Consider the following 25,422-nt stretch of genomic DNA (forward strand, 5'->3'; position numbering starts at 1 on the left):
CAAGGTTAAAGTTTATTTATGTTTGGTCTGCTTATTTTTATTATCTAGATTTTTGGCTTGTTACCATCGAGTCCATTGCCGCTCGTTGACGGTTAATAATGGCGAGCGCTTCTTTTTCTGAAATAGTGCATTCAGGTGTTATAAGGGTTATCACAATGCCCGCGATCAACGCTGCAATCACGGCCGGGATCGATGGGTTCCCCCAATAATGGCTCCAATCATTGTTAGCGATAACAAAAATGGAAGTAATGGATGCAGAAATTAAGCTCGCGATTCCACCTTGCCAGTTATATCTTTTCCAAAAACGCCCCAGTATTCCAAATACGAATAGGCCCGACATTACTGTTGAAATCATCTTAGTGATATAGCCAATAATGTCATTCGAAGTGAGAGCAAATATCAACGCAACCCCGATAACCGCAACCAGCGAGAGCCGTGAATAGAGAACAACTTTGTTTCTGACAGGCACTGAACCAGTCACCATTGAATATACATCGCATAGAAGAATTGATACCCCAGCAATAGCATCAGAACTTGCACTAGACATCGTGGCAGACAATCCGGCAATCAGCACAATCAAAGCGATACCCGTCGGCAGCACTGTCGCTGCAAGGTAGGGAAAGGCAAAATTACTGTTTGCCAGATCGGGGTTGATTACATGGGCAGAAATTCCGATAATCGCTGGAATAATGGAAAAGAGAAGATATAAAACACCTGAGTACATAAAAGAGCGACGGACCGTTTCCGTATTCTTAGCAGAATATATTCTCTGTCGATATGATGGCGTAGCAAGAACGCCGATACCAACAACAAACGCTAAAGATACCGCTGGAATCCATCCTAGTTTATCAATAGCCAAAAAACTGACAGCGTCAGGATCTATCCCATTATATAAGTTATCCAACCCACCAATATAGTCAACAGCAAATACAGCCATAAGAATAAAACCAACAAATAATATGATCGCTTGAATCGTGTCAGTCCAAACTACCGCGGTATAACCGCCAATAATGACATATATGGCAAAAGCAACAGACACTAATATTTTGGCGATAGACGGTTCAATACCCGTTAACCAGGAAAGGTAAAGTCCTCCACCGATTATATGAGCACCTAACCACCCAATGGAAGCTACAAATATCAGAATTCCAACGATATTTTTAATGACTTTATTTCCACCGACGTAATAGGAATATTCTTCGCTCATCGTCATGAAATTAAGTTTACGTACTGACGAGAATAGGAACGCCAATAAAAATATACCTATTGAACCACCGATACCATATAACGCCCCTGCCCATCCATTTGAATAGCCAAAGCCAACCGCTCCCATGCTGGAACCTGTGCCAACCATGGTCGCCACCGTCGTCCCCAATAGCAACATCGTTGGCAAAGTGCGGCCACCAAGCAAGAAATCTTCACCTGATGTCTTTTTCCGAGATACGAACCAGCCGAACCAGATACAACAAACAATATAGATAACGAAGCCAGTTAGAAATAACGTACTATTCACTTTTCATCTCTCACCCACGTTAGTTATTACTCTATAACGGAATATATCCAATATTAACTGGTTTAGCTGTGAGGCCAGACAAATAAAAGTCTTCGATTATCAGTCAGGCATCAAACCTAAGCCGATTTGTAGCAGGTCAAATCGACTTCCACTTTTACATCGACGACGAGATCAGCAACCATACAAATACGAGCCGGTGGATGATCAGAAAAATATTCTTTAAATACTTTATTAAATGATTGGAAATAACGAGAATCAGTTAACACGACTTTCATATGAACAATGTGTTCTCTGTCGTATCCAGCATTTGTCATAATTGCCAAACAATTATCAATTGCTAAACGAGATTGTTCAATAATTCCACCCTCAACAACTTCGCCGTCAGTCATTGGAGTTTGACCTGAAATATATAACCAGCCCCCTGCTTCTACAGCATTTGAAAACGGAAGATGTTGACCACCCGTACCTGATTTACCTTCAACACCATAGCGTTTAATAGACATACTCTCACCTTATTTATATTTTAGTTAATGCTCTCGACGAATAAACCGTCCGTACCTGTTTTCTTCTACTATCTTGTTCTTATATGTTAACTTTCCATTCACGAACACAGAGTGAATACCTTCTGCTTTTTGTTCTGGATGTGTAAATGTTGCAATATCACTGATGTTTTCTGCATCGAAGAGAACTAAATCGGCGTACGCACCTACCTTAATAACGCCTCTATCTTTTAGATTAAAACGTTGAGCCGATTTTCCCGTCATCTTATGCACCGCTTGTTCAATAGATAACAGCTTCTTTTCTCGGCTATAATAACCAAGCACTCTCGGAAAGGTTCCCCACAACCGTGGGTGTGGGTGTGGATCGTTAGGCAACCCATCAGATCCGACCATAGAATGTTCAGAACACAGCACTCTTTCTACGTCTTCGGGGTGCATATTGTGATATACCGCACCTGCGGGTCTGAGTTTTTTTGCCGCTTCAAGTAAGGACACATCCATTTCTGTTGCAATTGTCTTAAGTGTTTTTTGAGCATGTTCCGGGAAAGGTTCAGACCACGTAATAAATATCTCGAAGTCCTCCGTCACTTGCTTTAGATCCAATGTAGAGGAGCTCGCGCTATATGGATAACAATCACAACTAACATCTAGGTGCTTTTTCGTTTCATCCATCAGAGCCAATGTTTCAACCGTTCTTCCCCAATTACCTGCTCCAGCACATTTAAGGTGAGAGATAATCACGGGAATGCTATTGGCGCTCCCTATGTGGAACGCTTCTTTCATTGCTTCTAATATCGGTTCGAATTCTGAACGCATATGCGTTGTATAAATGCCGTTGTATTTATTGAGCTCACTAGCAAGTTCTGTTACCTCTTCGGTAGAAGAGTCAAAGGCAGAGGCATAGGCCAAACCTGAACTGAGTCCTAGCGCACCACTTCGCATCGAATCAGACAAAGCCACTTTCATTTGTTCTATTTCGTCTTCTGTCGCCGTCCTGTAGAGATCATCCATAACATTATTTCTAAGCGTTGTATGACCGATTAAAGCGGCGACATTTACCGCTGGGTTAGCAATATCCACCGCTTGTGCATAATCTTCAAACGTCGCGTATTTGAAATCCTCTTTCTGACCCAGAAGATTCATGGGATCCGGCGGACTTTTTGTCAACACTGCTGGTGATGCACTAATACCGCAATTACCAACAATAACGGTTGTGATCCCTTGGCTTATTTTGGGAATACATTCCGGGTAACGTATTACATTCGTATCATCGTGTGTATGTACATCAATAAATCCAGGCGCCAGTGTTAACCCACTACCATCGATAAATGTGCCATTTTTCGGCTCCAAGTTCTGACCAATTTCCGTAATTCTGTCTTCTGTGATCTCCAGATCTGAAAGATATTTGGCGTTTCCTGTCCCATCAACAATAAAAATATTTTTTATTAAATATCCGTTACTCATTTGTTTGCCTTGAGCTATTCGCCTTGAGTTAATCTACTAAAACTAATCACCTAATGGTTGTCGTCCACCACCATCTCGATGATTATCTAATGTAATTTTGAGTCTTCTTAATTTGTCTCTCGCTTTTGGCTTATTCGACGCTGCCAATCGATAAGCGAGAATATCTATTGTCACCAACATGGCGTACCGAGATGATGATGGTTTATATATGTAATCACTCTCTTCGGTAACAATAGGTAACGTAATATCACTTATGTCGCTCAGAGGTGTTCCCGTTTGGGTAATCGAAATCACTTTTGCCCCATACTGACGAGCAATTTCAGCGCTTTCTATGATTTCTTTTGTATATCCAGAGATAGACAATGCAACCAAAATATCTTTATCTTCGATTGTTGAAGCGGCCATTCTTGTTAATAAACCATCGCTATATGAAGACACGACATAGCCGAGACGAAACAGTCGAAATTGAAGTTCTTGAGAAAATACTGTCGAACCACCGCCCATACCAATAATGATGATCTGTCTTGCATTATTAACTATTTCACAGGTTCGATTTAATAACCCCGGATTAATAACATCTCTGTTTCTCTGAATAATGTTCTGGGCACTTTGGTAGATGCCTTGAACACCGGTCTCATCTGGTTTTTCATATATAAATCGTTGCCCTACCGCTAAGCACTTAACAATTTTTAGCTTAAGATCTCGTACATTTTTACAACTCATTGTTTTTGCAAATCGAGTTACCGACGCTTCACTGACGTTTGCCTGCTCCGCTAGCTCCGAAATGCTCGCTGTAGATGCAAAATTCAAGTCATCAATAATGACTTTTGCTACCGATTTTTCTGCTTCACGCAACTTTGGATACATCTCTGTTATGCGCGAAATAATGTCAATTTCTATATTCATAATGACCTCATCAACGGGGTTAATTATTGCTTTACTTTGGCAATAAATCTGTGAGATAAAACTCATTAAGTATAGAGTAGATTGATACTTTTTAACATTAAAGTACTGGTATCTTTTTATTATTGTTTATTTTCATATACTTAAAATTGTTACTCATAAAACAACAATTCAAGGATAATCAAAATGTGTGATAGTAACTTTCACGATTCAATCAATGCATATGAAAAAGGATTGCCCGCAAAGGAGAAAAAAAGCCAACAATATGACCTCCGTAAAGGGGAAGTAAGTTTGCCTTGCGCAACATTGATTCAAGACGCGATTAAGCATAACGTTAAATGGATGCAAGACTTCGCCAATCAGTGTGGGGTGTTATTAGCGCCACACGGTAAAACGAGTTTGACCCCTGAAATTCTAAAAATGCAAGTCGATGCTGGCGCATGGGGAATAGCAGTAGCAAATATACAACAGGCTCTTGTTGCAAAAAATGCCGGAGCAAAACACGTTCTTATTGCCAATCAACTTGTTGGTGAAGCCAATTTTGAGCTCGCTTCAAAATTAATGGAGGATATTGAGTTATATGTTTGTGTCGATTCCATACCAAATGTAAGGGCACTCAATTCATTCTTTGAATCGCATTCAAGGTCGCTCAATGTGTTGTTGGAAATTGGGGTTTCTGGCGGCCGAAGCGGTGTACGGCATAAGAAAGACGTACACCAACTTGTGGCCGAGATTCAGTCTTCTGACAATTTGTCTTTTCAAGGACTGGAGTTCTATGAAGGTGTCATACATGGTGAAAACGAAGAAGAAGCAATTCGACAGTTTATCGACAATACATGTGATATTTTCGTTCAGTTATGCAGTATGTCTGTCTTTGATACCAATAATCCGATAATCACTGGGGCGGGGTCAGCATGGTACGACTTAGTCATCGAAGCTTTCCAAAACATCACGATTAACTCAAGGAAGATAATCCGACCTGGTTGCTATGTCTCCCACGACAAGGGCATTTATCAAGTTGCACAAGACAACGTCTTGAAGCGAATAGAAAAATCCAATAGTTTTAACGTTAACATTCAATCCGATTTGAAATCGGCCATCGAAGTATGGGCATATGCTCAATCTTGTCCTGAAAAGAACCTGATTATTGTCAACTTAGGTAAGCGCGATGTCGCGTTTGATACTGATCTCCCCTCTTTAGAAAGAGTATATCGAAATGGGCAGCAAATTGATGTTGAGGTGAGCTCAATTAAGACGACCGATATCATGGACCAACATCTATTTTTAAAGGTGAATGATGACTGTCAAATTGATGTCGGAGATACATTAGTGTTCTCAACATCCCACCCTTGCATTACGTTTGATAAGTGGCGTTTTATCGCTATCTGCGAAAACAACATAGCAACGCATTGGGTCAAACCCGCATTTTGATAAGTGCTCATTTCGCCACTAAATAGTACAGACAAGGCCCATTATATTTTTATTTTGTCTGTACTTATAATTAAAGCGAACATAGATTATCAAGTGATCAGGAACCACGTAGAAAAAAACAGTACCGCGGTTAAAGTAGGCCCAAATCCCACCGATACTAATCAGACTAACTATCTAATTCAAAGCAAAAAAATCAATCGACCACTAAAAGATGATAACTTTAATTATCATCTTTTAGTGGTCGTATAATTACACTTATCATAAATTATCCGTAAGCTCACAAAGCCATTTAATAGTTAATTGATATATATATTAGTTTGATATTAATCAAGTTTAAGCATACCGAACACTCCTACTCTTTAGTGGTAGACATATTTCGAAAGCCACAGGAGCGGAGAATGAAATATTCAATTATCGCAACCAGTACAGCCGTTGCATTATCGTTATTGCCACTTAGCTTAGCCCAAGCTAAAGGTGATATTTTAGAAAGTAGTAAAATCACATCAAACATAACCATTGATGGCACTGCAGACCAACTTTGGGACAGCGCAAAGTCCGTTAAAGTTAAGCTCAATAAACTGCCGTACAAACCAGATAACGGTTACAAAGGTATCAAAAAAACCAACGTTGAAATGAAATCTTTATACGATGACGAGTACGTTTACTTTTTGGTTAGCTACGATGATCCAACCAAAAGTATCGACCGCTTCCCTTGGGTAAAACAAGAAGACGGTTCATGGAAACAGCTTTCAAACAAAGACAGTACAGGCCACGACAATACATACTATGAAGATAAATTTGCTGTCTTCTGGAACATCAACGCCGATGGCTTTGAAGAGAAAGGTTGTAATACAGCATGTCACCGTTCTAAAGACGGTATGATCAATGGTATAGAAGATAAAAACCCAGCTCGTAAATACACCAAAGAAGGCCAGTACATAGATATGTGGCATTGGAAAGGTGTACGTAGTGCGGTCCACAATCAACTTGATGACCAACACGTCAATAGCAACACCGACCCTAAAGTAAACAAAGGTTGGGGACGTAAAGGCGATGACAAAGATGGTGGCGGTTACGTTAATAACGTGAAAGATGGTCAACCCGCTTTTGTTTCAGACAACCTGAAGCAAGACACCTTACTGATATTAGACACCGAGAAAAAACCATTTACAGCCGACTACGACAAGCTTGAAAGAATACCAGGTTTGACGGGTTCGCCGTTCACTGGCTCTCGTGGTGATGTTGAAGTAGGTGCAATGTGGAAAGATGGCGTTTGGACTTTAGAAATGAAACGTAAGCTTGTTACGAGCGGCAAAAATGCCGACACACAAGACGTTCAGTTTAAAGACATGAATAAAGCCTATCCATTTGGTGTCGCTGTATTTGATAATTCACAAATCAACCACGTATTCCATCGCGGTGTATTAAACCTAGAGTTTAAGTAATCCTCGTAGAATATAAGTAATAAATTAGGCCAATAATTATTGGCCTAATTTTGATTCCTGCACTATTTAATGGAGAGGAATTCATGTTTAACGTTAACCTGTTACGCAAAATATTAATCATCGGTTTTTTCTCGGTCTTCGTTAATAGTAATTCTTACTCTCAAGAAACGGTTATAACAAATTCCAGTATCGATACAGACCGCGAACAAATCTTTCAAACTCAGCTATCCACAGAATTTGAAATGGATACGTTGCTTAAAGAGAACAAACGTTGTATTCGATGCCACCAGAAAAAAAGACTCATCAAGGACATCAGCGCCATTTCCACCGTCGGTTCACACGCTAGTGACACGTTTTTAAATAACTGCACCGCCTGTCATGGCATTAAAGAAAAACATCCTAAGAAAGACAACACAATAATCAGTTTTTCTGAACACAGTTTAATGACGAATTTTGATCAGAACAAACAATGCATGAACTGTCACTCTATAGAAAACTTGAGAGACGCTGAGTGGACGCATGATGTGCACGTTAAGCCAGTTAGCTGCGCTTCTTGCCACAATATTCACAATGACATCGACCCAATGAAAAATATTGAACACACAGAACGAATACTGATGTGTATAGACTGTCATGGCGTAGGTAATTAAAGGAGCACAGCAATGAAACTCATAAGAGCCCTATTATTAATCTTTTGCACACTATCCTTATCAACAGCATGGGCAGAAGATCTGCCCAGCCCGGATGAAGATAATCTTGCTAACTTTCACTTAAAGGACGAGACATGTGCTGGTCAATGCCACGAAGGTGAAGAGCCGTCTGATAGCCTGGAGTTTGAATATAACAGCTGTATTGAATGCCACGATAAGATGGAAAATTTGGAAGGGCGACAGCACAATATCAAACATCAAGATAATGAAGAGATGGAATGTGTCGAATGTCATCTACCTCACGAAGAGTTTGAACCAAAAGACATCTGTACCGACTGCCATGACGAAGAAGATGAAGAGCTAGATGGTTTCTACACTGGCGTGTTTTCTGACGCGATGAAGGCCAGTATTAATCACTCCGTTTACTTCGAGCACCCAAAGATTATTGAATCCAAATTGAAAAAACAAAACAGTAAATTCCCGTCACATTAATTAGCTGAACAGAAAAGAGGTATACCCATCATCATTGGGTACACCTCTTTTCTGCAAATGCGACAACCAGGCAACAATTAGGTTAATATCCGCGACTCAATCTCTAACCCAACTTTGGTCAATGTATACTCTTTTTCATCGTCTTTTTCGACTAACCCACTTTTCGTTAACTGACGTAGGTGAAAATTGAACTTTGTATGATCTTCTATCCCCACCAGTCTACATAGGTCCATAAACTTAAGCTTTTGGTGCGTTTTAAGCTGATAGATGACATTTCGGCGAATAGGATTAGCAAGCGCACTAAACACCAGATCGCTGTCTTTATCAAAACGAGGGGACTTTAGTGTTTTTTCCGCATGCACTTTTTTAAGCGTAACGGACAGGGTTTGAACATCAAACGGTTTGGTTAAAAACTCGTCGGCCCCTTTCTTCATCGCCTCAACGGCAGTGTCTATCGTGCCAAACGCAGTGATAATTACAATTCCCATGTTGGGGTTAAGCTGCTTTAGAATTGAAATGGCGTCAATACCACTCATTCCTCCCATCACAAAATCCAGCAACGCAACATCATACTGGTAGCGAGTGGCACAACTGATCGCTTGCTCCGCACTTTCATAAGCATCCACAACAAATCCGTCTGTGCTTAATGCTTCTGTAATGACTTCTCTTAGATCTAAGTCGTCTTCAGCGACAAGTAATTTTAGGCTCATTGGCTCTCCATAGGCAGTTCTATACTGACACACAGCCCGGTACCAGTATTTTCAATTAAGAGGCTGCCTCCATTCTGGTCGACTATTTTTTGGCAAAGGGTTAAACCTAAGCCAGTACCATGATGTTTATCTTTCGTTGTAAAAAAAGGCAATGTGACTTTTTCCAATATGGCTTCGTCTATACCTGTTCCGAAGTCAATGACAGATAAAATCACTCGTAAGCCTTTCTGCTCTGCTTTTATCACTATCTTTTTGTTCTCTTCTGATGCATCAATCGCATTGTTAATCAAATTGATCAGCACCTCTTCTAATTGTTCTTTGTCCGCATAGAAAAAGAGGTTAGGCATAATAATTTTTTGAATATCAAAATAGTGTAGCCTATGTTCCATCAGGTTAAGAGCTTCGTTGACGAGTTCATCCATCGAGACCTTTTGTTTTATTGCATTTCTCTTATGCGAAAATTGCAGTAACTCCTGACTAATATGCGCGGCCTTCAGCACCCCTTTTCGAATATAAGAGAGCTGCCGTTTCATTTTTTCTCTATCAACGTCATCTTGATCAATCTGTTTCTCTAGCAGATCACAGCGCATCAACGCACTACTAAGTGGCGTTTTGATTTCGTGAGTGATACTCGACGACAGTTCGCCTAACTCTCTAAGTTTACTATCATGGTGAAACTGCCGAATTGCTCCCTCTATTTGTAGCTGCCTTTCGTCTTCAAATAGTTTCAATGTTTGCCTCAAATAGAGCCAAATCATAAACGCTATTGCCGTTCTAATGGATGCACCTATAGTGAGATCTTCTATATAAAAAATTCCGGCAGATAACCCATAAATAATAATGCATATCCCTAGTCGGCCAACAGCACTGGCCGCTTTTCGCTCTTCCAGTTTCAACTTCTGTGAATAATTCATCAAAGATGCACCGGCTAAAATCCCCGCACAAGACCCAAACAACCAACGGGTCTGCAAGGTGGTGTCTCTAACAAAATCATTCAAGTCTTGGTGAAAATATCGATAAATGACACTAAACAGAAAGACGGCACTGACGAACTCAGCGACAACCAATAACTGCTTTCTCAAGCGCCATTTAGTCATCGATAGCATTTGAATTGCGAAATAACCCAATGCCAAGAAAGAAAGCCACAATTTGAATACTTTGAATAGCTTAACGGTGGTATGCATGCTCAGTTCTTGCTTGTAAACAAACAGATACATCTCAGACCATTCATGCAATCCATGTATGAATCCAAATACAGCTAAAGTGGGTAACGCAGAGGCAATCGAAAGATTGCTAAATCGGAAATCTCTAAAAAAGATAGTAAAACCAATAACGACAAAAATTAGGCCATAAAGAAGATAAAGACTGAACTCAAATAGCTCTTTCATCAAAAAGTAACCGTGACATAAATAGAATACATATTAGTGAATATTAGCAAACTCGTTCATTCATTACGGTTACGTAAGGCTCATATCCGTCAGTAAGCCAGCAATTCTCGTGAATATTGTCAATTTCTACAAACACAACTATGCTCTTTATCAACCAATCACGTCCTTAAACTACATTCTTCTTAAAGGAAAAACAGATGGCTTATTATTCAGTACTAGAAGTAACCCCAACAACTGAAGATTGGATTCCTGACTATATTGCCCCAACAACCAAGGTTGTCGCTAAACACGGCGGTATATATCGAGCTCGAACCGCCAGTCATGAACGCTTAGAGGGTGAAGGCGAGCCGGTAGCTCTGCGCGTAATCATTGAATGGCCATCAAAGGAAGCGGCGGTCAATTTCATGAACGACCCCGAGTACACCCCACATTTTAAAGCACGCACTGCTGGTTCTATCAGTCATCACTTTTTAATCGAAGGTAAAGACGATCTAGTGTAACGACACATTGAAGAACCCGTTATACTCGCAGCGGAAAAGCATGGTCACCATAGAACTATTTCGTAACGGCTTTGATTTGGAACGCAGAAGGGTCCTGGTTAAAACGAGTGACACAAGCAGCACAAATGCAGGACTTGTGCTGCCACTCTATTGGAACTAATTTTTGTAACTCGGCAGGGACTTTTACCTCATTACACCAACATGAATTGGGTGTACTCTGAGCCATACAACTGTTTTCTTTTTTACAAAATGGACAATGTTTGTCATCAAGTTCATTGGTCATTATCTGAATACCTTTTCGCTTTGTAGCAATGACCCGACACTATCATCTACACTAAAGATTGCCAATACGAAACACGCAAGGTAGGTCACTCGGTGAATGATAATCCCCTCCCCATTCTTTACTCACTACGACAATGTCCATACTGCATACGTGCAAGATTAGGACTCTTGTTGGCACAGCAACCCGTGATGTTACGTGAAATTGTTACGAGGAATAAGCCTGACGAAATGTTAGCTACATCGGCAAAAGGTACCGTGCCTACACTATTACTAAGCGACGGAACGGTGGTCGATGAAAGCATTGATATTATGGTTTGGGCACTGACACAAAATGACCCTGATAACCTTTTATTAAGTGGTCAGAAAAGTGGCTTCAAAGAAATGCTGGAACTTATCAGTCTCAATGATAAAAAATTCGTTTGTACACTCAACGCGTATAAAGCGGCATCCCGTTACCATGACAACTCAGTGATTGACCATAGACAAGAGTGTGAACGGCTTATTATTGAATTAGAGCATCGCCTTACCGATCGTGACTATCTAATGGGGGATGCCCCCAGTTTAGTGGACTATGCTCTGTTGCCTTTTATCCGTCAGTTTTCTCGTGTGGAGCGTAAATGGTACGCAAATGCCCCCTACCCGAATCTTCGATACTGGTTAACAAAGCATTACCAACAACCTCACTACACAAAAACGATGACCAAATATCCTGAATGGCTCGACAACCGAGAAGCCTTCTTATTTTGCGATCTGCCACCCGGCAGGTAACGCTCGTTCCCAATCCCCTTTATGACACTCAGAACAACTGAAACGAGAGCGGCGATGCATCTTGTGGCAGCTAGCACAATCTCTTTGCGACAAATGTGGCCTGTGCGGGTTTATACCCGTCACTTTTTCTAACTCTAGAGTACGTTCACTCAGCCCATCATAATCTTCATGGCAGCCGAGACAAAACGCATTATTAACCTCACGCGGATAAAAATGTGTTTCGTAATGGCCCGATTCATAGGCTTCTTTCTCTTGAACGATCTGTTCTGCTGTTCTTTCATGGCAGTCGATACAACTCACTTCCCATTCCACACTGTGTTTAAAAACGAGCAGGTTCGATTTTGTTTTTGCATTTTGAACATATGGTTCGATAATGTGACAACCTTCCCCACACATAGACGGTTCTTCAGCAAAACCAAAAGGCGAGGCACCTAAGCTTGCCATTAGAATGAAAAGCTTAACCAATACCGACAATCTGAACATACGTGCTCACTCAAAATAACGTTGCGTTTAAAAACGCGACAGAGTCGCACGTCATGCATCAGATTTCAATGACGGGCATCATGTATTAATTCGTGAATAGGCTTAGTCTGTTTGCGGTTCTGCGGTGTGTTTAGTGTTGGCTATAAATACCACGATAACCACCAATACAAACGGCAAAACATAAATATTTAAACTCTTCCATCCGACGGTCGCTTCCAGCCAACCGGATAGCAGCGCCGTAATGGTGACACAGCCAAACACCATGAACTCATTGAAAGCTTGCGCTTTGGGTTTGTTGTGCGGTTGATATGATTGACTAAATAACCCAGTTGCAGAAATAAACATAAAATTCCACCCTACGCCCAGTAACACTAATGCGGCTCTAAAGTGCCATATAGATTGGCCGTGAATATTGACGGCAACACAAGCGACAAAGAGCAAGCCTCCCGTTAATATCATCTTTCTCGCACCAAATTTTTCCACCAGTCGTCCTGTAAAAAAAGCAGGCACAAACATACCCAATACGTGCCATTCAATAACACCGGCAGCCATAGTAAAATCAAACCCACAACCAATCATAGCTAACGGTGTCGCCACCATTAAAATGTTCATTACCGCATAGGCTATGACAGCCGCGAATACGGCAATAAGAAAATTAGGTTGAGTGATAATGGTTTTTAGTGGGTCAGATTTTAAGTTCTGATGAGTAAGATTCGAATCAGGAAACTGAATGGTTTGAAGGATACTTAAGGCCAATATATTTAATATGATAAGTGAAGCAAATGCGCCAACATAAAGCCCGTTATCAGACCAACTCTGCGACATAATCGCTAAGTTAGGGCCCAAAACCGCAGCCAAAACGCCACCCGCCATAGAGATAGATATTGCTCGATGTCTCACGCTTTCATCGCAGACTTCAATAGCAGCAAAACGGTATAGCGTGCCAAAACCAATGCCGATACCCAACAAGAATGTGGCGGTACAAAAGAGGTAAAAGTTTTGGCTATAAAGCGAAAACGTCGCTAATGACGCGCCAATAATACCCACCATATTACCAATGCTAAACCCCCGTTTCCGACCCAACTTACCCATAATTAATGACGCTGGTATGGTGGCTGACATTAAACCCAAAAACTGCAGGGCAACAGGTAAAGTAATCATGCTTTGGCTCGGTGCGATCTCTTTTCCAATGAGACCAATCACTGAAATAAGTAATATGTTGCCTGTCATTAGTAATGCTTGGCAAAGTGAAAGGAGCCAGACGTTTCTGTTCATTCTTACCCTATCAATCAGAATCTAAATAAGAACCATACGCACTTAATGATTAACGGTCAATGTGCCCTCCTCTGGGCATCCTTATGAATATGTGATACTTATGCAAGTAGTTACCTAATAACTTGAACATCACAGCGATTTATAGATTAATAACGCCTACTTGTTCCATCTTTTATTCCCTAACGTTATTTATAGATCTATAATTTAGTATCAGTGTTTTTGGAGCTCTCATGAAGTACGTATTACTCGTTCTACTCTCAAGCTTAGCGCTATCATCTCCCATTGCTCATGCAATAGATGTCACCTTTTTAAACCCTGCCAAAAAAGGGGAACGATTCTGGGATATGGTAACGGAGACCATGGTTGCCGCTTCTGACGATTTTGGTATGACACTTGAAGTCATTTATGCAGATAGAAGTCGAGGCAAAATGATGCGCTTAGGGAAAGAAATAGCAAACCGAGCTAACCCGCCTGACTACCTTATTTTAGTGAACGAAGAACAATCTGCCGAAACCGTTTTCTTAGAAACTATTGGCTCTGATATAAAGACATTGATGTTATTGAATGACTTCACCCCCATACAACAGGAACGTATTGCATTCGCGATGTCAGGCAACCAGAATCTTGTTGGTTCCGTTATTCCTGACAATTACTCTGCAGGTCAACGACAAATGCATGCTTTACACCAGTGTGCTAAGCCATTGTCTGATAATAAACCAATCCACATGTTGGCGATAGGCGGCGATAAAGTAACGCCCGCCTCTATAGAACGCAATCTAGGTGCATTGTCCGTAATAAGAAAAAACGACGATATTGTATTAGACCGTTTCTTATATGCTAACTGGAGTCAAGAAGAAGCAAGACGACTTACTGATAGCTATATAAAATGGTCCATGCAAACCAATATACAGGCAACGGCTATTTGGGCGGCCAATGACCTTATCGCTATTGGAGCTAAGCAAGCGATAGAAGCAAACGGACTGAAGGCGGGAACAAACATCTGTGTAGTGGGGTTAAATTGGTCTTTGCAAGGCCTTAATTTGGTCAAAGGTGGTCACCTGGTGGCGACCGATGGAGGCCATTTCCTTGCTGGAGCTTGGGCTTTAGTGGCTCTCAACGATTACCATACAAGAAGGGATAACAGTAATAAAACGCCACTAGGCAAGATCCACTTCCAAATGCAAAGCATAGACAGCACCAATGTCGACCAATACCTCACAAAACTTGGCGACGAGAACTGGAGTAAGATAAACTTTAAAGGCTTCGAACTCACTAGCGAACAATCTTATTCTGACTACGATTTCTCATTGCAACATGTTTTCGCACAGATAGAGCCTAACCACAAATAGTTGATTCACATTTCTGGTCACTCTAGATTGATATGCACTTAAGTTTTATCCGACATAGCCAATACCGCTGAAAACCGCTGTCTAAATGCCCCTGGGGTTAGTCCCATTATTTTAACAAACACCTTTCGACAGGCACTAATATCTTCATAACCAACCATCGTCGCGATGAGCTCGAAAGAGTGATTTGAGTTTTCAAGTAATTCGCATGCATTTTGAACCCGTACACGCTGCAGATATTGATTTGGAGAAAAGCCTGTCAGCTTGAGAAACTGCCGTTGTAACGTTCGAACGGTGATACCAAATTCATCCGCTAACCCGACCACCGTCATTGGCTTATCGTAAGCATGATGAATTTTATGTTGAACATTCACGATCGCTTGATCGCCATGGCTAAAAGAAGGAGAAAATTGTTTATAGAATCGCTGCTCTCGCTCGCCAGTATCGACCACCAACATTTTACCTAATTGACGCATTACGAGTGGTGAAGCCAATTGTGAAATAATTTCTAGACCAAGGTCTACCCATGACATCATACCGCCTGCGGTAATAATATCGCCTTGGTTAATGATTATCTTATTAATGTCCAATTCAATATGTGGATATCGCTCTCGAAAGCTCTGCTCTAATCCCCAATGTGTTGTTACTACCCGGTTTTCCAACAAGCCTGCCTCCGCTAAAATGAATGCACCTGCGCAAGTCGAAGCTATCAAAGTCCTTCTATTGTGAGCCTCATTTATCCAATCAATATCTTCTTGGTCAGGAGACAAGCAATAAGATTGATCGGTACATGGCGGCAGAACCAATACATCATATTGATCATTAGGCAAGCTGTCTTGAGTGACAATTGTCACCTGAAAACAAACATGAATACTCTGTCTTTCACACACAGTATTTGCCATTTGAAACACGTCTTCTAACCCGTACACCGCCGACTTTAAAGCAAATGGGTAGCTAAAAATGGCGATAGTGAATTTTTTATCTGACGGCATACCAACACACCAGTTGTCGTTTATTGCACATAATATGTCATATTAGCCTATAAAATGCACCGGTACTTTTGGATATAGTCACTCTACTCATTCAAAAGGAGCCTACATAATGAACCAGAAAGCACTTATCGTTATCGACCTACAATACGATTATTTCCCCGAAGGTAAATTCCCTCTTTGGAATACCAAACAAACTTTGATGAATGTTAAGTCGTCGATAAATAAAGCGAACTCTCTCTCCATACCCGTAATTCACGTACAACATATTGCAGACCCTGCAAGGGGTATCTCCCCATTTTTTAATGAAGGTACCGCTGGCGCGGAAATTCATAAGGAAGTTGTCAATGTTGCGCCTAACGGCGACGTTGTTATAAAGCATTGCGCCGACGCGTTCTTTAGGACCAATCTTGAAGAAACACTGAATAAGTATGGCGTAGACGAATTGTTGATCTGTGGAATGATGACCCAAAACTGTGTAACCCATACCGCTATATCCAAGTCCGCAGAAAAATATAGGGTTTCTATACTGAGTGATGCTTGTACGACGACAGATGAAATGATCCACAACATAGCACTTCACGCTATTTCAAACCGAGTAGAATTACTTTCGTTTGAACAGGCCTTCTAACTAGAACGCTCGACATAATCATAAGCCCAAAATGGTAGATCAGCCTTTTATAAAACAGGCCTGATTGGGCTTATTTCCCCACAAAATGTGACTGATAATATTTTGGTGTCACTGCCAGTTTCTTTTTAAATTGTCTCTGGAAGTGGGCTTGATCTGAAAAACCCAATTGTAATGCGATGTCAGCGATAGCTTGCCCAGATTTAAGCATGGTTTTTGAACGCTTAATTTTCTCATCTATCAAATACGCATGAGGTGGTAGGCCATATTGTTTCTTAAACGCTCTAAGTAATTGATACCGACTCATACCCGCTTCACTGGCAAGCGTTTCTAACTGATGCACGTCACTAATCTCGTCAAACAGTTTCTCCTTTATACGGTTTAGAGTCGGTTCAGGAACAGACAATTCATCATAATGTGGCATCTTATCCAGCCAGCAACTTTCTATAAATTCATATAGACAGACCTGCGCATGCAACACGTCATACTCATTTCGAACCGCGGCTAACAGCGCTTTAAATGTGGCCTGAATCTGCGTATTTCGCTCTAAGTCATTGTCGAATGGTAGATAACTTCCAATCGCACATTGCAAAACGTCTCGTTGCGCTTCTCCCATCTCGCGAACATTAGCAAAGAGCATGCTGTACGACCATAGTCCAGATTCAGGGTTGCAAGAGTGTACTTCATTCGGATTAATTGTGACGATGTCACCTTTACCTATTTGATAGGTATGTTGTCTATTGTGGTATTTTGCTCGCCCTTCGGTCACCATTCCAAATGAGAACTCGTGATGTGAATGTGACTCGTAGCAAGCACGACTTCCCTTTGCCTCCCTTAACTCTATCCAACTGAGCAAGGTGCTTTGTTTAAAGCTTGCACTGACGTCTTTTTTCATACGAACTCTCTTCTGCCACCTATAACCATATTATTACCACACAGCCTGTAAGTAGCCCAGCCATTATTCGGTTAAACCTTTTTTGTTGAATTGGATTTGCTAAAAACACTGACAGCATGCTACCCAACATAGCCCAAATGCCAACGCCGATTAAACAAATAATAAGAGAGACAAGTGTGAATACCGCTAGGTTAAATTGTTCGTTATCTTGTCCAATGACATACAAGCTTACCCCAGACATCGCGACCAACCACGCTTTGGGGTTCATCGCTTGAACAATAAAACCCGTCCAAAAACCAGCGTTTGATTGGTTCGTCGATTCAAAATTGGTTATTGGTGAAAGATATATTTTAGAGGCCATGTAGAGTAAGAACAGACTGCCTAATACCTGCATTGATGATGCAATCATTGGTAATAATTCGAGCATGATATGCATGATGCTACCGGATATAAACACAACAAGCGCGTAAGAAAGAGAGGCTCCGGCTACGTGTTTCATCGCTCGTTCCAAACCGAAACTGGCCGCTGTACTAGTTGCTATTACATTGACTGGGCCCGGTGTTACTGCACCTACAAAGGCAAATGTCGCCATTGCAAAAATCAGGTTATTCAAATTCACTATCCTCTTTTTAATAAGGATAAACAAACAACCTCAACCTTTATTGAACAATATTGCAGATTAACCAAATTCAGGACGCTAGCCGCTCAATCATACAGACCGCGACTCAATTGAAGCCGTTAATAAACATGTTTAAGAATGAACATTTATCTTGATAAAATTGAGAGGAGATTGTGCACGTAACGCTAGCAATTTATCCATTTCTGGGCATCCGTAGAGCTAAAGCGAGCAGAGTCATAGATCGCATACTCTGTTTCATCTTGATTCGTTTTCGCTGACGTCACTTCTATCTGTCCAATAAACCCGATACTTTTGAGTTTATTGCAGAGGGGGACGTCTGCTTTTTCAAAAACAACGTTTAGAAAAGGCAACGTTGAACCAGAAATGATTCCATTTTCATTGAAGCGGTTCAATGCTTCGGCGAAGTGATCTGTATCGGTATATTCAATGATTTCAATTAATTGTTCTAACAACATAAATTACTTAATTCCGTTTCAACCAATAACCGAAACCCTAAGATCGTTACTAGGGTGGTGTTTTTATCGAGCAATAAGATATCATAATTTTTAACGAGTAATACTAATCTCTTCACGATAATACCGGGAAATAAGATGGTTTTGATGTTTACTGTTTGTCTTATGCAGTAACTGCTTTATTTGGCTTCTTACTGTTTCCTTCGATACGCACCTTCTCATCGCAATTTCCGAACCATCAAGACCTTGAACTAGATACCCTAACACATCAATCTCTGACGCCGTCAGTCGAATTCCTTTATCTAAAGCAAAGCGACAACTAGAGAACCGCGCCTTTCTTTGTTGCATCTCTACCTTAGCGATCCAATTGTTCGTCCAGTGTGTAAGGTATTGCCATAAATTCTCTATTTCTAATTGCTGCTTAACCGTTGGCTTTCTTGAACTGTGGCAACTCAATATCAACGAATAGTGGTTAAGTAGCAGATGAATACCACACATTGAATGGCGTATCTTCATTGTAGGCAATAAGACATCCCAAAATACGTCGTCTTTGATCTGTTTATCAGGAACAAGATCTTGCAAATACACACATTGACCAAACGCTTCCTTGAGCAAATAGGCAGATAAATACACATCATGTTTCTGGTGGGAGGAATAAGTATCAAGTTGCTTTTCGGTAAATCCAACGCTGTGCTCATAAGTGTAGTTTTGCTGCGGGTCGAGTATCACCAATACAGCCTGCTCAAAACCAATACTGAACAGTTCCGATTTAAGTGTTTCCTCCAGCTCTTCGAGATTAATTGACATTCGATTATGTTGTACTATCGGCGAGCGAATCCTTGTCGATAACGTCATCTCTCTCTCCATTAGCCGCTTAAATGTTGTGTTTCAAATCTCGTTCGAGACACCTTGATTATAGCCAATATCGATTATTTCGATGTGAATGCCATAGCAGTAAATACTGTGATATCAGTCCAAAAATTGACCTAGTTCATATTAATTAGATCTTTCTCAGTTTCATCACCCAAACGGGTGATGGAGAGAAAATAATCCTATGCAAAGCTGTGAGTTAACGTAATGCAAAAACTCTAATAAAACTATTACTTCACTACAAGGGATGTCGTAATGAAAAGAAATAGGTTGTCTATCGCACTGGGCCTTATTGGTACGAGTGCACTTATGGGATGTGGTGATAGTGATTCAGCATCAACATCACCAACTCCACCGTCTACAACCACCCCGTCAGTCATCACCACCTATGACGTAACGGCGATTGATGGCTACCTTCAAAATGCTAACGTATGGTTAGATCTAAATTCAAACTACCTACTCGACGATGCTGAACCCTCCGTTCGCTCTGGTGGAGGGGGAGTGGCGAAACTTGATGTGTCCGGCATAGAAAATTATGAAGATTACCCGATAGTGGTTCAGGCCATTGCGGGTGAAACGATTGATATTGGTATTGATATTAATGACCCCGAAAATAACCCAGTAAACACGTCTTATATGATGTCTGCTCCTGCTGGGGAGACAGACGTTACCCCTTTGTCTACACTAGTTCATGTCATTCTTGAGCAACAAATGGCAAACGAAAAAAATGATTTAGGTAGAGATGAACTTACTCCAGCGGAAGTTGAAGCACTGAAAGAAAAAGCAAAAAGCCAAGTTGCTGACCAATTAGGCATTGATAAAGAGGATGTATTGGGTGATTTTATCGGTGAAGGGAACAACGACGTTGCCTTTGCCGCCGAAAATATTGTCAATTCGAATATACTACCTGAAGAACCAGAAGGATTAGCGGGCGTAGTGGAAGAAGCGAAACTGGATGATCCTGACGATAACGCTAACGATTCATCATTCTTGGCAAAAAACAGTGCGGCAAGTAGCCTTATAAAATCCACTATCGAGACTGTACAAGAAAATACGGCGGACGGTGAAGAACAAGATTTTAGCAGTGAAGAAGAAGTATTCGACGGCACCCAAGACTCCAATACAGACACTGATAGTGACTCTGTGCCTGACTTTATAGATGCCTTCCCCAATGACCCAGACGAATGGGTGGATACCGATGGCGATGGCAGAGATGCGAACGGCGACCTCAAGAACCCGATAGGTGTAAACGAAGGTGACGGCTACGGAGATAACTCAGATCTAGATGATGATGGGGACGGTATCAATGACATCGAAGACGCGTTCCCTCTAAATAAACATGAATCGTTAGACAGTGATAATGATTACATCGGTAATAACGCTGATACTGATGATGATAATGACGGTTATTTGGATGAAAGTGATGGATCGAACAATCTCGTAGACGTACACCCATTAGACAACACTAAAGCTGGTGATCATGACGGCGACAGCATAGATAGTATTGATGATGCTTTCCCTTCTGACGCCAGCAAAGCAGGTGATTTCGATGGTGATGGCGTTGACTTTGTCATTGATGAATTCCGAAATAATCCCAACGAGTGGGTTGACGCTGATGGCGATTCGTATGGCGATAACTTAGCGGACAAGTTTCCATCTGACATTAACAATTGGTCTGATGCCGATGGTGATGGCTATGGTGACGAAACGAATGATGCCTTCTTAGGAAATACCGACGAGTGGGTTGACGCCGATGGCGATTCGTATGGCGACAACTTAGCGGACAAATTCCCATCTGACATTAACAATTGGTCTGATGCCGATGGTGATGGTTACGGCGATGAAACTGATGATGCGTATGTCAACGACCCGACAAAAGCGGTCGCCGATGTGGATGTTGCTTCTACCTATACCACACCTTATGTGGATGATCTCACAATCTCAGTACAGATAGTCGATGCAAGTAGCCATGTTCTCACCGAACAGTTCCTTGACGACACAATTAAGACCACCACCAATATCGTCTACCGTGTTGGTACGATAACCTACGGTACTATCGATACCGTTGAAATTATCGACACCAAACCAGATACCGATACCTTCTCACGGGTGACGCATTATAGTTTCGATTATAACCTAGACGGCGACACTCAATTTGAAGGTAAGTTATTTGAGATTGGTGACAAACAAGCTAACGGTGAAACATACTGGCGTTATATTGATGAAGCCGATGGTTCTGCTGAAGACGTCAGCAATGGCGAAGGTCGTAACTATAATTCAACCGACTTCTCAAGCATGTTACACCCTGTTGACCTGTCTGGTATTGATACTATTCATAACGTCACCGTAACCTACTCAGTAACAGGGTTAGGTTCCCAAACGACAATAAGCTACGACCAATTTGATGTCTCTGGTTTTGACTATCAAGATACCAATACGCACATCGTTAATTTCATGTATTCCGGCGTACGAACGGTTGACGACGAAGACAAACTGTTGGCTTATTCTAAACAAGAAGACTGGCAAGCGGATGACACTAACAACGAGTTGCTTACCTTTGTACTTGATTCAGATACCGCCTATACGTTCACTTATGAACGTCCAGTCTGGGCAACCCCTAACGACGGCATCGTAGAAGAGTATGCCGACTATAACTTCAACCCGGGTAATACAGACAACCTAACTTCCCATTGGTACAAAGAGACGGCAACGGTCGACTTTAACACTGGTGAAAACAGCTATCACGGTTATCGCTATGTGCTTGACGAACAGCCTATCAATAGTCCAAACATAAAACTCGTGGATGGTACACATACTGATGGTTATCTGTTTAGTGAATGGAGTGCAACAAAAACTGACGTCCATGACACCGAGTTCAACGAAGCCGCAACATGGGCTCATTATCACTTAGATAATTACGACTTCACTGCACCCTCTGAGAGCATCGGCCAAAACTATACTGTGCATATCAAGCAGGATAACGGCATTTGGTTATCTTATGTATTTAGTGAGTGGGAAAGCCAAAGCATTGGCAACCTAGCAAGCAATATAGAGACGTTCCGTTCCGGTGGCACCGACATTAATGACATCACGACGGGTGATATTGTTGGCCTATCCAATATCGCAATCAACCCAAATAGATCCTTCCGATATGACGCGCTTAACCAACCGGTCCAATGGTATTTGGTAACGAACAATAGTGAGCTGACAACGGGTGAATACACCAAACTGCCTGTCACCTTGACTGACAATGGTCTTAAAGATGGTTGGCTAGTGTACAACACCAACAGTCATCTCTTCGTTGCAAAACCCATTGATACAAACAATGTATGGGACTGGTACGACGCCTATACAAGAGAAGAAGTGACGATCAACGATATTGAACTCAACTTAAGTAACTTTAGTTGGACCAGCAATCTTGGGCAGTTCTTCTTGGATGAATCGTTAGCGCAAGCTCAACTCGATAGTATCAATAATGATGTATTTAACGTTTGTACAAACGAAGACATTGCATCAACTGGCAGCAATGCGGATAACTATGCTGATTTCGCTCCAGCGGCAACCAACTGTGGATATAGTGCATTTAATCAAAGTACCGTTGAAAATCTAACTATCTATACAAGGGAAAGTGCAACGGAGTATAACGGCTACACCTTTAATACCGGTGGCAGCGGTACTTATATGGAAAGCAATGGCTATACGGTAGCTTTCAATTGGATGATTAATGCAGAAGGAATCATACATATAACCGATACAGATAATGATGAAACCTACCTCGCCTTAATAGATACGGAGGACAATCGTTTTAGTATTTTGGCTTTCTACACGTCTGGCATCGGTGACGAAACAGAGTCCGAAATCATTGGTCAGGAATTCACAACGACACCCCCTACAGTTGCCGCCGCAGATGCTGAAGTGATTCAGTTGATCAAGGATGAAGGAACCCTTTACTCATTCTGGGATGATGACTTTAACGCACTCCTACTTGAAACCATCGTATTTGATGGGGTTGGTAGTGATACGGTTAGTTTGACGTCAGTCCAGAGGGTACTAGAGAATCAAGTGCTTACCGATCTTTCGCTTAATTTCGATATGGATAGGCAACTCAGTTCTTCAGGTTGGATTGTCCCACAAGGGTATCGCTTTGATATGAGTGGCGATGTGCTTACTGCTCATCCGGGAAGCGATAATACCTATAGTTATTCGGTCTCTGGAACCATTACTGATCTCGAAGGTGAAGTCATCTCTAGCAACACGCCAGCTTGGGAGAATTTCATTGACGATAATGCTGTATTTGCAAATGGTGCAAAACGCATTGATTTAGAAATGACAGCCAACAGCGACATCTACTACCTATGGGAGAATAGTCCTTGGGTAATGCAACCTTCAGTCGGTCACGCGGGTGATAATAATACAACATCAACATTGAACGAAATAATTAGTAGTACGTCTGCTGGAGCTCTGAATATCAGTGGTGTAAGTTCGGCAAATATCCTGAGAGCAACAAGCATGGACTACAATCTCTTTGTGGAGTTTGTTGACGGTGGGGAAGCCAATTACTATTCATTTGAACAGAGCACTGATCAGGTGACAAAGATTGGCGTCGGTTTATGGACCAGAGAGACAATAAATTCCGAAGATATCCTGACCTACACAATTACGGAAGTGATGATAAACCAATTCAATTCGGTGACTCCAGGGATTTGGACGGCCGATATTGAAGATCAACACAGACTGTTTTCAGTCTATGATGGTCGTGTGTATGCTGGAGAATTCGAACCTGAAGGCTCCATAGATGATGGTATGGTTATCTACAATGCAACGGCTAAGGTTGATATTTTAGCTCAGGTCTCTATCTCATGTGGTTTTGAATTAAGTACTGAGACATGGAATACGCAAACGTTTGTAGATAGAGTAAATAACTATTTACAGTGTACCGATTCAACCTCCACTGTTCTCTCACAAGTTGACATCCTTGATTTAGTGACACATAAAGTGAACGATAACGACGAAGAGCGCAGTTATTATTATCATTCAGACGGCACCCTTACCTATGTTAAAGGTGACGAATATAAGGATAGAAAATGGCGTTTGGAAAACATCGATGGTTTAAGTGTATTAACACAGTCTAGTAGCGATGGCACCGTCGATTTTGATCAAATGGTTCTGTTATCGCGTGACGATAACACGTTGACATACGCCTACTACTGGGGGGAGGATTCTAACGAATCTGAACTAAGAGAACTAACCGATGTTAGTTACCGCTCTGCAGTATCCGAGTGTGACAACGGCAATACTGATTGGGATGACACCTTCGAACAACCCTCTCCATTTGCTACCGTCACCGATTTTGATGCCTCAGTTACGGCTTGTGGACTAACAGCAACGGAACAAACAGGAGCGTTCACAAGCACTATACTAACAAGTGTCACAACGTGGACAATCAATGAGCTAGAAACTGTAAATGGAACAACCGCTGTTTTTCCTGACGAAAAAATTCAATTTTCCGATACGATGAATGGTGCCTTTGTCGATGATGAAGACGGATCATTCCCATTTAGCTGGCAAGTTGATAATGGACTCGTTTCAATTGTACTAAATGATTTAACCGACACGGCTTCTGGAAAGTGGGCATTAATTGAAACTGACAACAACAATTATTCGGTCAAAGTATTCTGGCAAGAGTCAGAGTGGACGAATCCCGCTCCAAATCCAGACGAAGGCGAAATTTCGAGTTTCATTTTAATTAGAGAGTAATACCGGTTCCACTAAATAACTAATGTTATTAGTGCAGTCTG

At 41.4% G+C, this 25,422-nt stretch carries 23 protein-coding genes; 9 read left to right on the plus strand and 14 right to left on the minus strand.

Annotation, left to right across the window (positions count from 1 at the left end):
* Positions 1-40: 40 nt before the first annotated feature.
* From IUZ65_RS11480 to IUZ65_RS11495, 4 genes are all read right to left on the minus strand, one after another.
* The gene (locus IUZ65_RS11480) at positions 41-1,513 is read right to left on the minus strand and encodes a sodium:solute symporter family protein (protein ID WP_195703856.1); all 1,473 of its coding nucleotides are present in this window, start codon (positions 1,511-1,513) and stop codon (positions 41-43) included.
* A gap of 116 nt (positions 1,514-1,629) precedes the next feature.
* Positions 1,630-2,016, minus strand: a complete 387-nt coding sequence (locus tag IUZ65_RS11485) for a RidA family protein (RefSeq protein WP_195703857.1) — start codon at positions 2,014-2,016, stop codon at positions 1,630-1,632.
* A 24-nt stretch (positions 2,017-2,040) separates the two neighbouring features.
* Positions 2,041-3,477 carry an N-acyl-D-amino-acid deacylase family protein gene (locus IUZ65_RS11490; RefSeq protein WP_195703858.1) on the minus strand — a complete coding sequence of 479 codons (1,437 nt, stop codon included), beginning with the start codon at positions 3,475-3,477 and terminating at the stop codon, positions 2,041-2,043.
* Positions 3,478-3,519: 42 nt separating this feature from the next.
* Positions 3,520-4,383, minus strand: coding sequence for a MurR/RpiR family transcriptional regulator (locus tag IUZ65_RS11495; RefSeq protein ID WP_195703859.1), 864 nt, complete (start codon positions 4,381-4,383; stop codon positions 3,520-3,522).
* Positions 4,384-4,566: 183 nt separating this feature from the next.
* Between IUZ65_RS11495 and IUZ65_RS11500 the strand changes: the two genes are divergently transcribed.
* The 4 genes from IUZ65_RS11500 (at position 4,567) to IUZ65_RS11515 (ending at position 8,398) form a co-directional block, all read left to right on the plus strand.
* Complete coding sequence (locus IUZ65_RS11500; RefSeq protein ID WP_195703860.1) at positions 4,567-5,811, plus strand: alanine racemase; 1,245 nt, start codon at positions 4,567-4,569, stop codon at positions 5,809-5,811.
* 398 nt (positions 5,812-6,209) lie between these two features.
* Complete coding sequence (locus IUZ65_RS11505) at positions 6,210-7,256, plus strand: ethylbenzene dehydrogenase-related protein (RefSeq protein ID WP_195703861.1); 1,047 nt, start codon at positions 6,210-6,212, stop codon at positions 7,254-7,256.
* 83 nt (positions 7,257-7,339) lie between these two features.
* Positions 7,340-7,906 (plus strand): multiheme c-type cytochrome, encoded by a 567-nt coding sequence (locus tag IUZ65_RS11510; RefSeq protein ID WP_195703862.1) that lies wholly within the window; start codon positions 7,340-7,342, stop codon positions 7,904-7,906.
* A 12-nt stretch (positions 7,907-7,918) separates the two neighbouring features.
* Complete coding sequence (locus IUZ65_RS11515; RefSeq protein ID WP_195703863.1) at positions 7,919-8,398, plus strand: cytochrome c3 family protein; 480 nt, start codon at positions 7,919-7,921, stop codon at positions 8,396-8,398.
* Between the two features lie 77 nt (positions 8,399-8,475).
* Here IUZ65_RS11515 and IUZ65_RS11520 read toward each other — a convergent pair whose 3' ends face one another.
* Positions 8,476-9,108, minus strand: a complete 633-nt coding sequence (locus IUZ65_RS11520; protein WP_195703864.1) for a response regulator — start codon at positions 9,106-9,108, stop codon at positions 8,476-8,478.
* Positions 9,105-10,496, minus strand: a complete 1,392-nt coding sequence (locus IUZ65_RS11525; protein WP_195703865.1) for a sensor histidine kinase — start codon at positions 10,494-10,496, stop codon at positions 9,105-9,107. The genes IUZ65_RS11520 and IUZ65_RS11525 overlap by 4 nt, the downstream gene beginning before the upstream one ends.
* A gap of 197 nt (positions 10,497-10,693) precedes the next feature.
* Here IUZ65_RS11525 and IUZ65_RS11530 point away from each other — a divergent pair, with 197 nt between their 5' ends.
* Complete coding sequence (locus IUZ65_RS11530; protein ID WP_195703866.1) at positions 10,694-10,996, plus strand: DUF1330 domain-containing protein; 303 nt, start codon at positions 10,694-10,696, stop codon at positions 10,994-10,996.
* A gap of 55 nt (positions 10,997-11,051) precedes the next feature.
* On the opposite strand, the gene IUZ65_RS11535 is transcribed toward IUZ65_RS11530, so the two are convergent.
* Entirely contained in the window at positions 11,052-11,279 is a 228-nt protein-coding gene (locus IUZ65_RS11535; protein ID WP_195703867.1) for a cysteine-rich CWC family protein, read from the minus strand.
* Between the two features lie 167 nt (positions 11,280-11,446).
* On the opposite strand from IUZ65_RS11535, the gene IUZ65_RS11540 reads away from it, so the two are divergent.
* Entirely contained in the window at positions 11,447-12,046 is a 600-nt protein-coding gene (locus IUZ65_RS11540; RefSeq protein ID WP_229638158.1) for a glutathione S-transferase, read from the plus strand.
* Here the strand turns inward: IUZ65_RS11540 and IUZ65_RS11545 are convergent.
* Complete coding sequence (locus tag IUZ65_RS11545; protein WP_195703868.1) at positions 12,017-12,529, minus strand: cytochrome c3 family protein; 513 nt, start codon at positions 12,527-12,529, stop codon at positions 12,017-12,019. The genes IUZ65_RS11540 and IUZ65_RS11545 overlap by 30 nt on opposite strands.
* A gap of 102 nt (positions 12,530-12,631) precedes the next feature.
* Positions 12,632-13,804 (minus strand): MFS transporter, encoded by a 1,173-nt coding sequence (locus IUZ65_RS11550; protein ID WP_195703869.1) that lies wholly within the window; start codon positions 13,802-13,804, stop codon positions 12,632-12,634.
* A gap of 230 nt (positions 13,805-14,034) precedes the next feature.
* Here IUZ65_RS11550 and IUZ65_RS11555 point away from each other — a divergent pair, with 230 nt between their 5' ends.
* Complete coding sequence (locus tag IUZ65_RS11555) at positions 14,035-15,153, plus strand: ABC transporter substrate-binding protein (RefSeq protein ID WP_195703870.1); 1,119 nt, start codon at positions 14,035-14,037, stop codon at positions 15,151-15,153.
* A gap of 38 nt (positions 15,154-15,191) precedes the next feature.
* Here IUZ65_RS11555 and IUZ65_RS11560 read toward each other — a convergent pair whose 3' ends face one another.
* The gene (locus IUZ65_RS11560; protein WP_195703871.1) at positions 15,192-16,142 is read right to left on the minus strand and encodes a GlxA family transcriptional regulator; all 951 of its coding nucleotides are present in this window, start codon (positions 16,140-16,142) and stop codon (positions 15,192-15,194) included.
* A 109-nt stretch (positions 16,143-16,251) separates the two neighbouring features.
* Here IUZ65_RS11560 and IUZ65_RS11565 point away from each other — a divergent pair, with 109 nt between their 5' ends.
* A complete protein-coding gene (locus tag IUZ65_RS11565) occupies positions 16,252-16,770 on the plus strand; it encodes a cysteine hydrolase family protein (RefSeq protein WP_195703872.1) in 519 nt (172 codons plus the stop codon).
* A 70-nt stretch (positions 16,771-16,840) separates the two neighbouring features.
* Here IUZ65_RS11565 and IUZ65_RS11570 read toward each other — a convergent pair whose 3' ends face one another.
* From IUZ65_RS11570 to IUZ65_RS11585, 4 genes are all read right to left on the minus strand, one after another.
* Positions 16,841-17,662, minus strand: coding sequence for a helix-turn-helix domain-containing protein (locus IUZ65_RS11570; RefSeq protein WP_195703873.1), 822 nt, complete (start codon positions 17,660-17,662; stop codon positions 16,841-16,843).
* Positions 17,663-17,681: 19 nt separating this feature from the next.
* Positions 17,682-18,275: a LysE family translocator gene (locus tag IUZ65_RS11575; RefSeq protein ID WP_195703874.1), complete on the minus strand. Its 594-nt coding sequence runs from the start codon at positions 18,273-18,275 to the stop codon at positions 17,682-17,684.
* Positions 18,276-18,466: 191 nt separating this feature from the next.
* Positions 18,467-18,757: a hypothetical protein gene (locus tag IUZ65_RS11580; RefSeq protein ID WP_195703875.1), complete on the minus strand. Its 291-nt coding sequence runs from the start codon at positions 18,755-18,757 to the stop codon at positions 18,467-18,469.
* Positions 18,758-18,847: 90 nt separating this feature from the next.
* On the minus strand, positions 18,848-19,609 hold the full coding sequence (locus IUZ65_RS11585) for a helix-turn-helix transcriptional regulator (protein WP_195703876.1): 762 nt from the start codon (positions 19,607-19,609) through the stop codon (positions 18,848-18,850).
* A gap of 270 nt (positions 19,610-19,879) precedes the next feature.
* Between IUZ65_RS11585 and IUZ65_RS11590 the strand changes: the two genes are divergently transcribed.
* Positions 19,880-25,381, plus strand: a complete 5,502-nt coding sequence (locus tag IUZ65_RS11590; RefSeq protein WP_195703877.1) for a hypothetical protein — start codon at positions 19,880-19,882, stop codon at positions 25,379-25,381.
* The last annotated feature ends 41 nt before the right edge of the window (positions 25,382-25,422 follow it).

This window comes from Vibrio sp. VB16 (genome assembly GCF_015594925.2).
Lineage (GTDB): Bacteria > Pseudomonadota > Gammaproteobacteria > Enterobacterales > Vibrionaceae > Vibrio.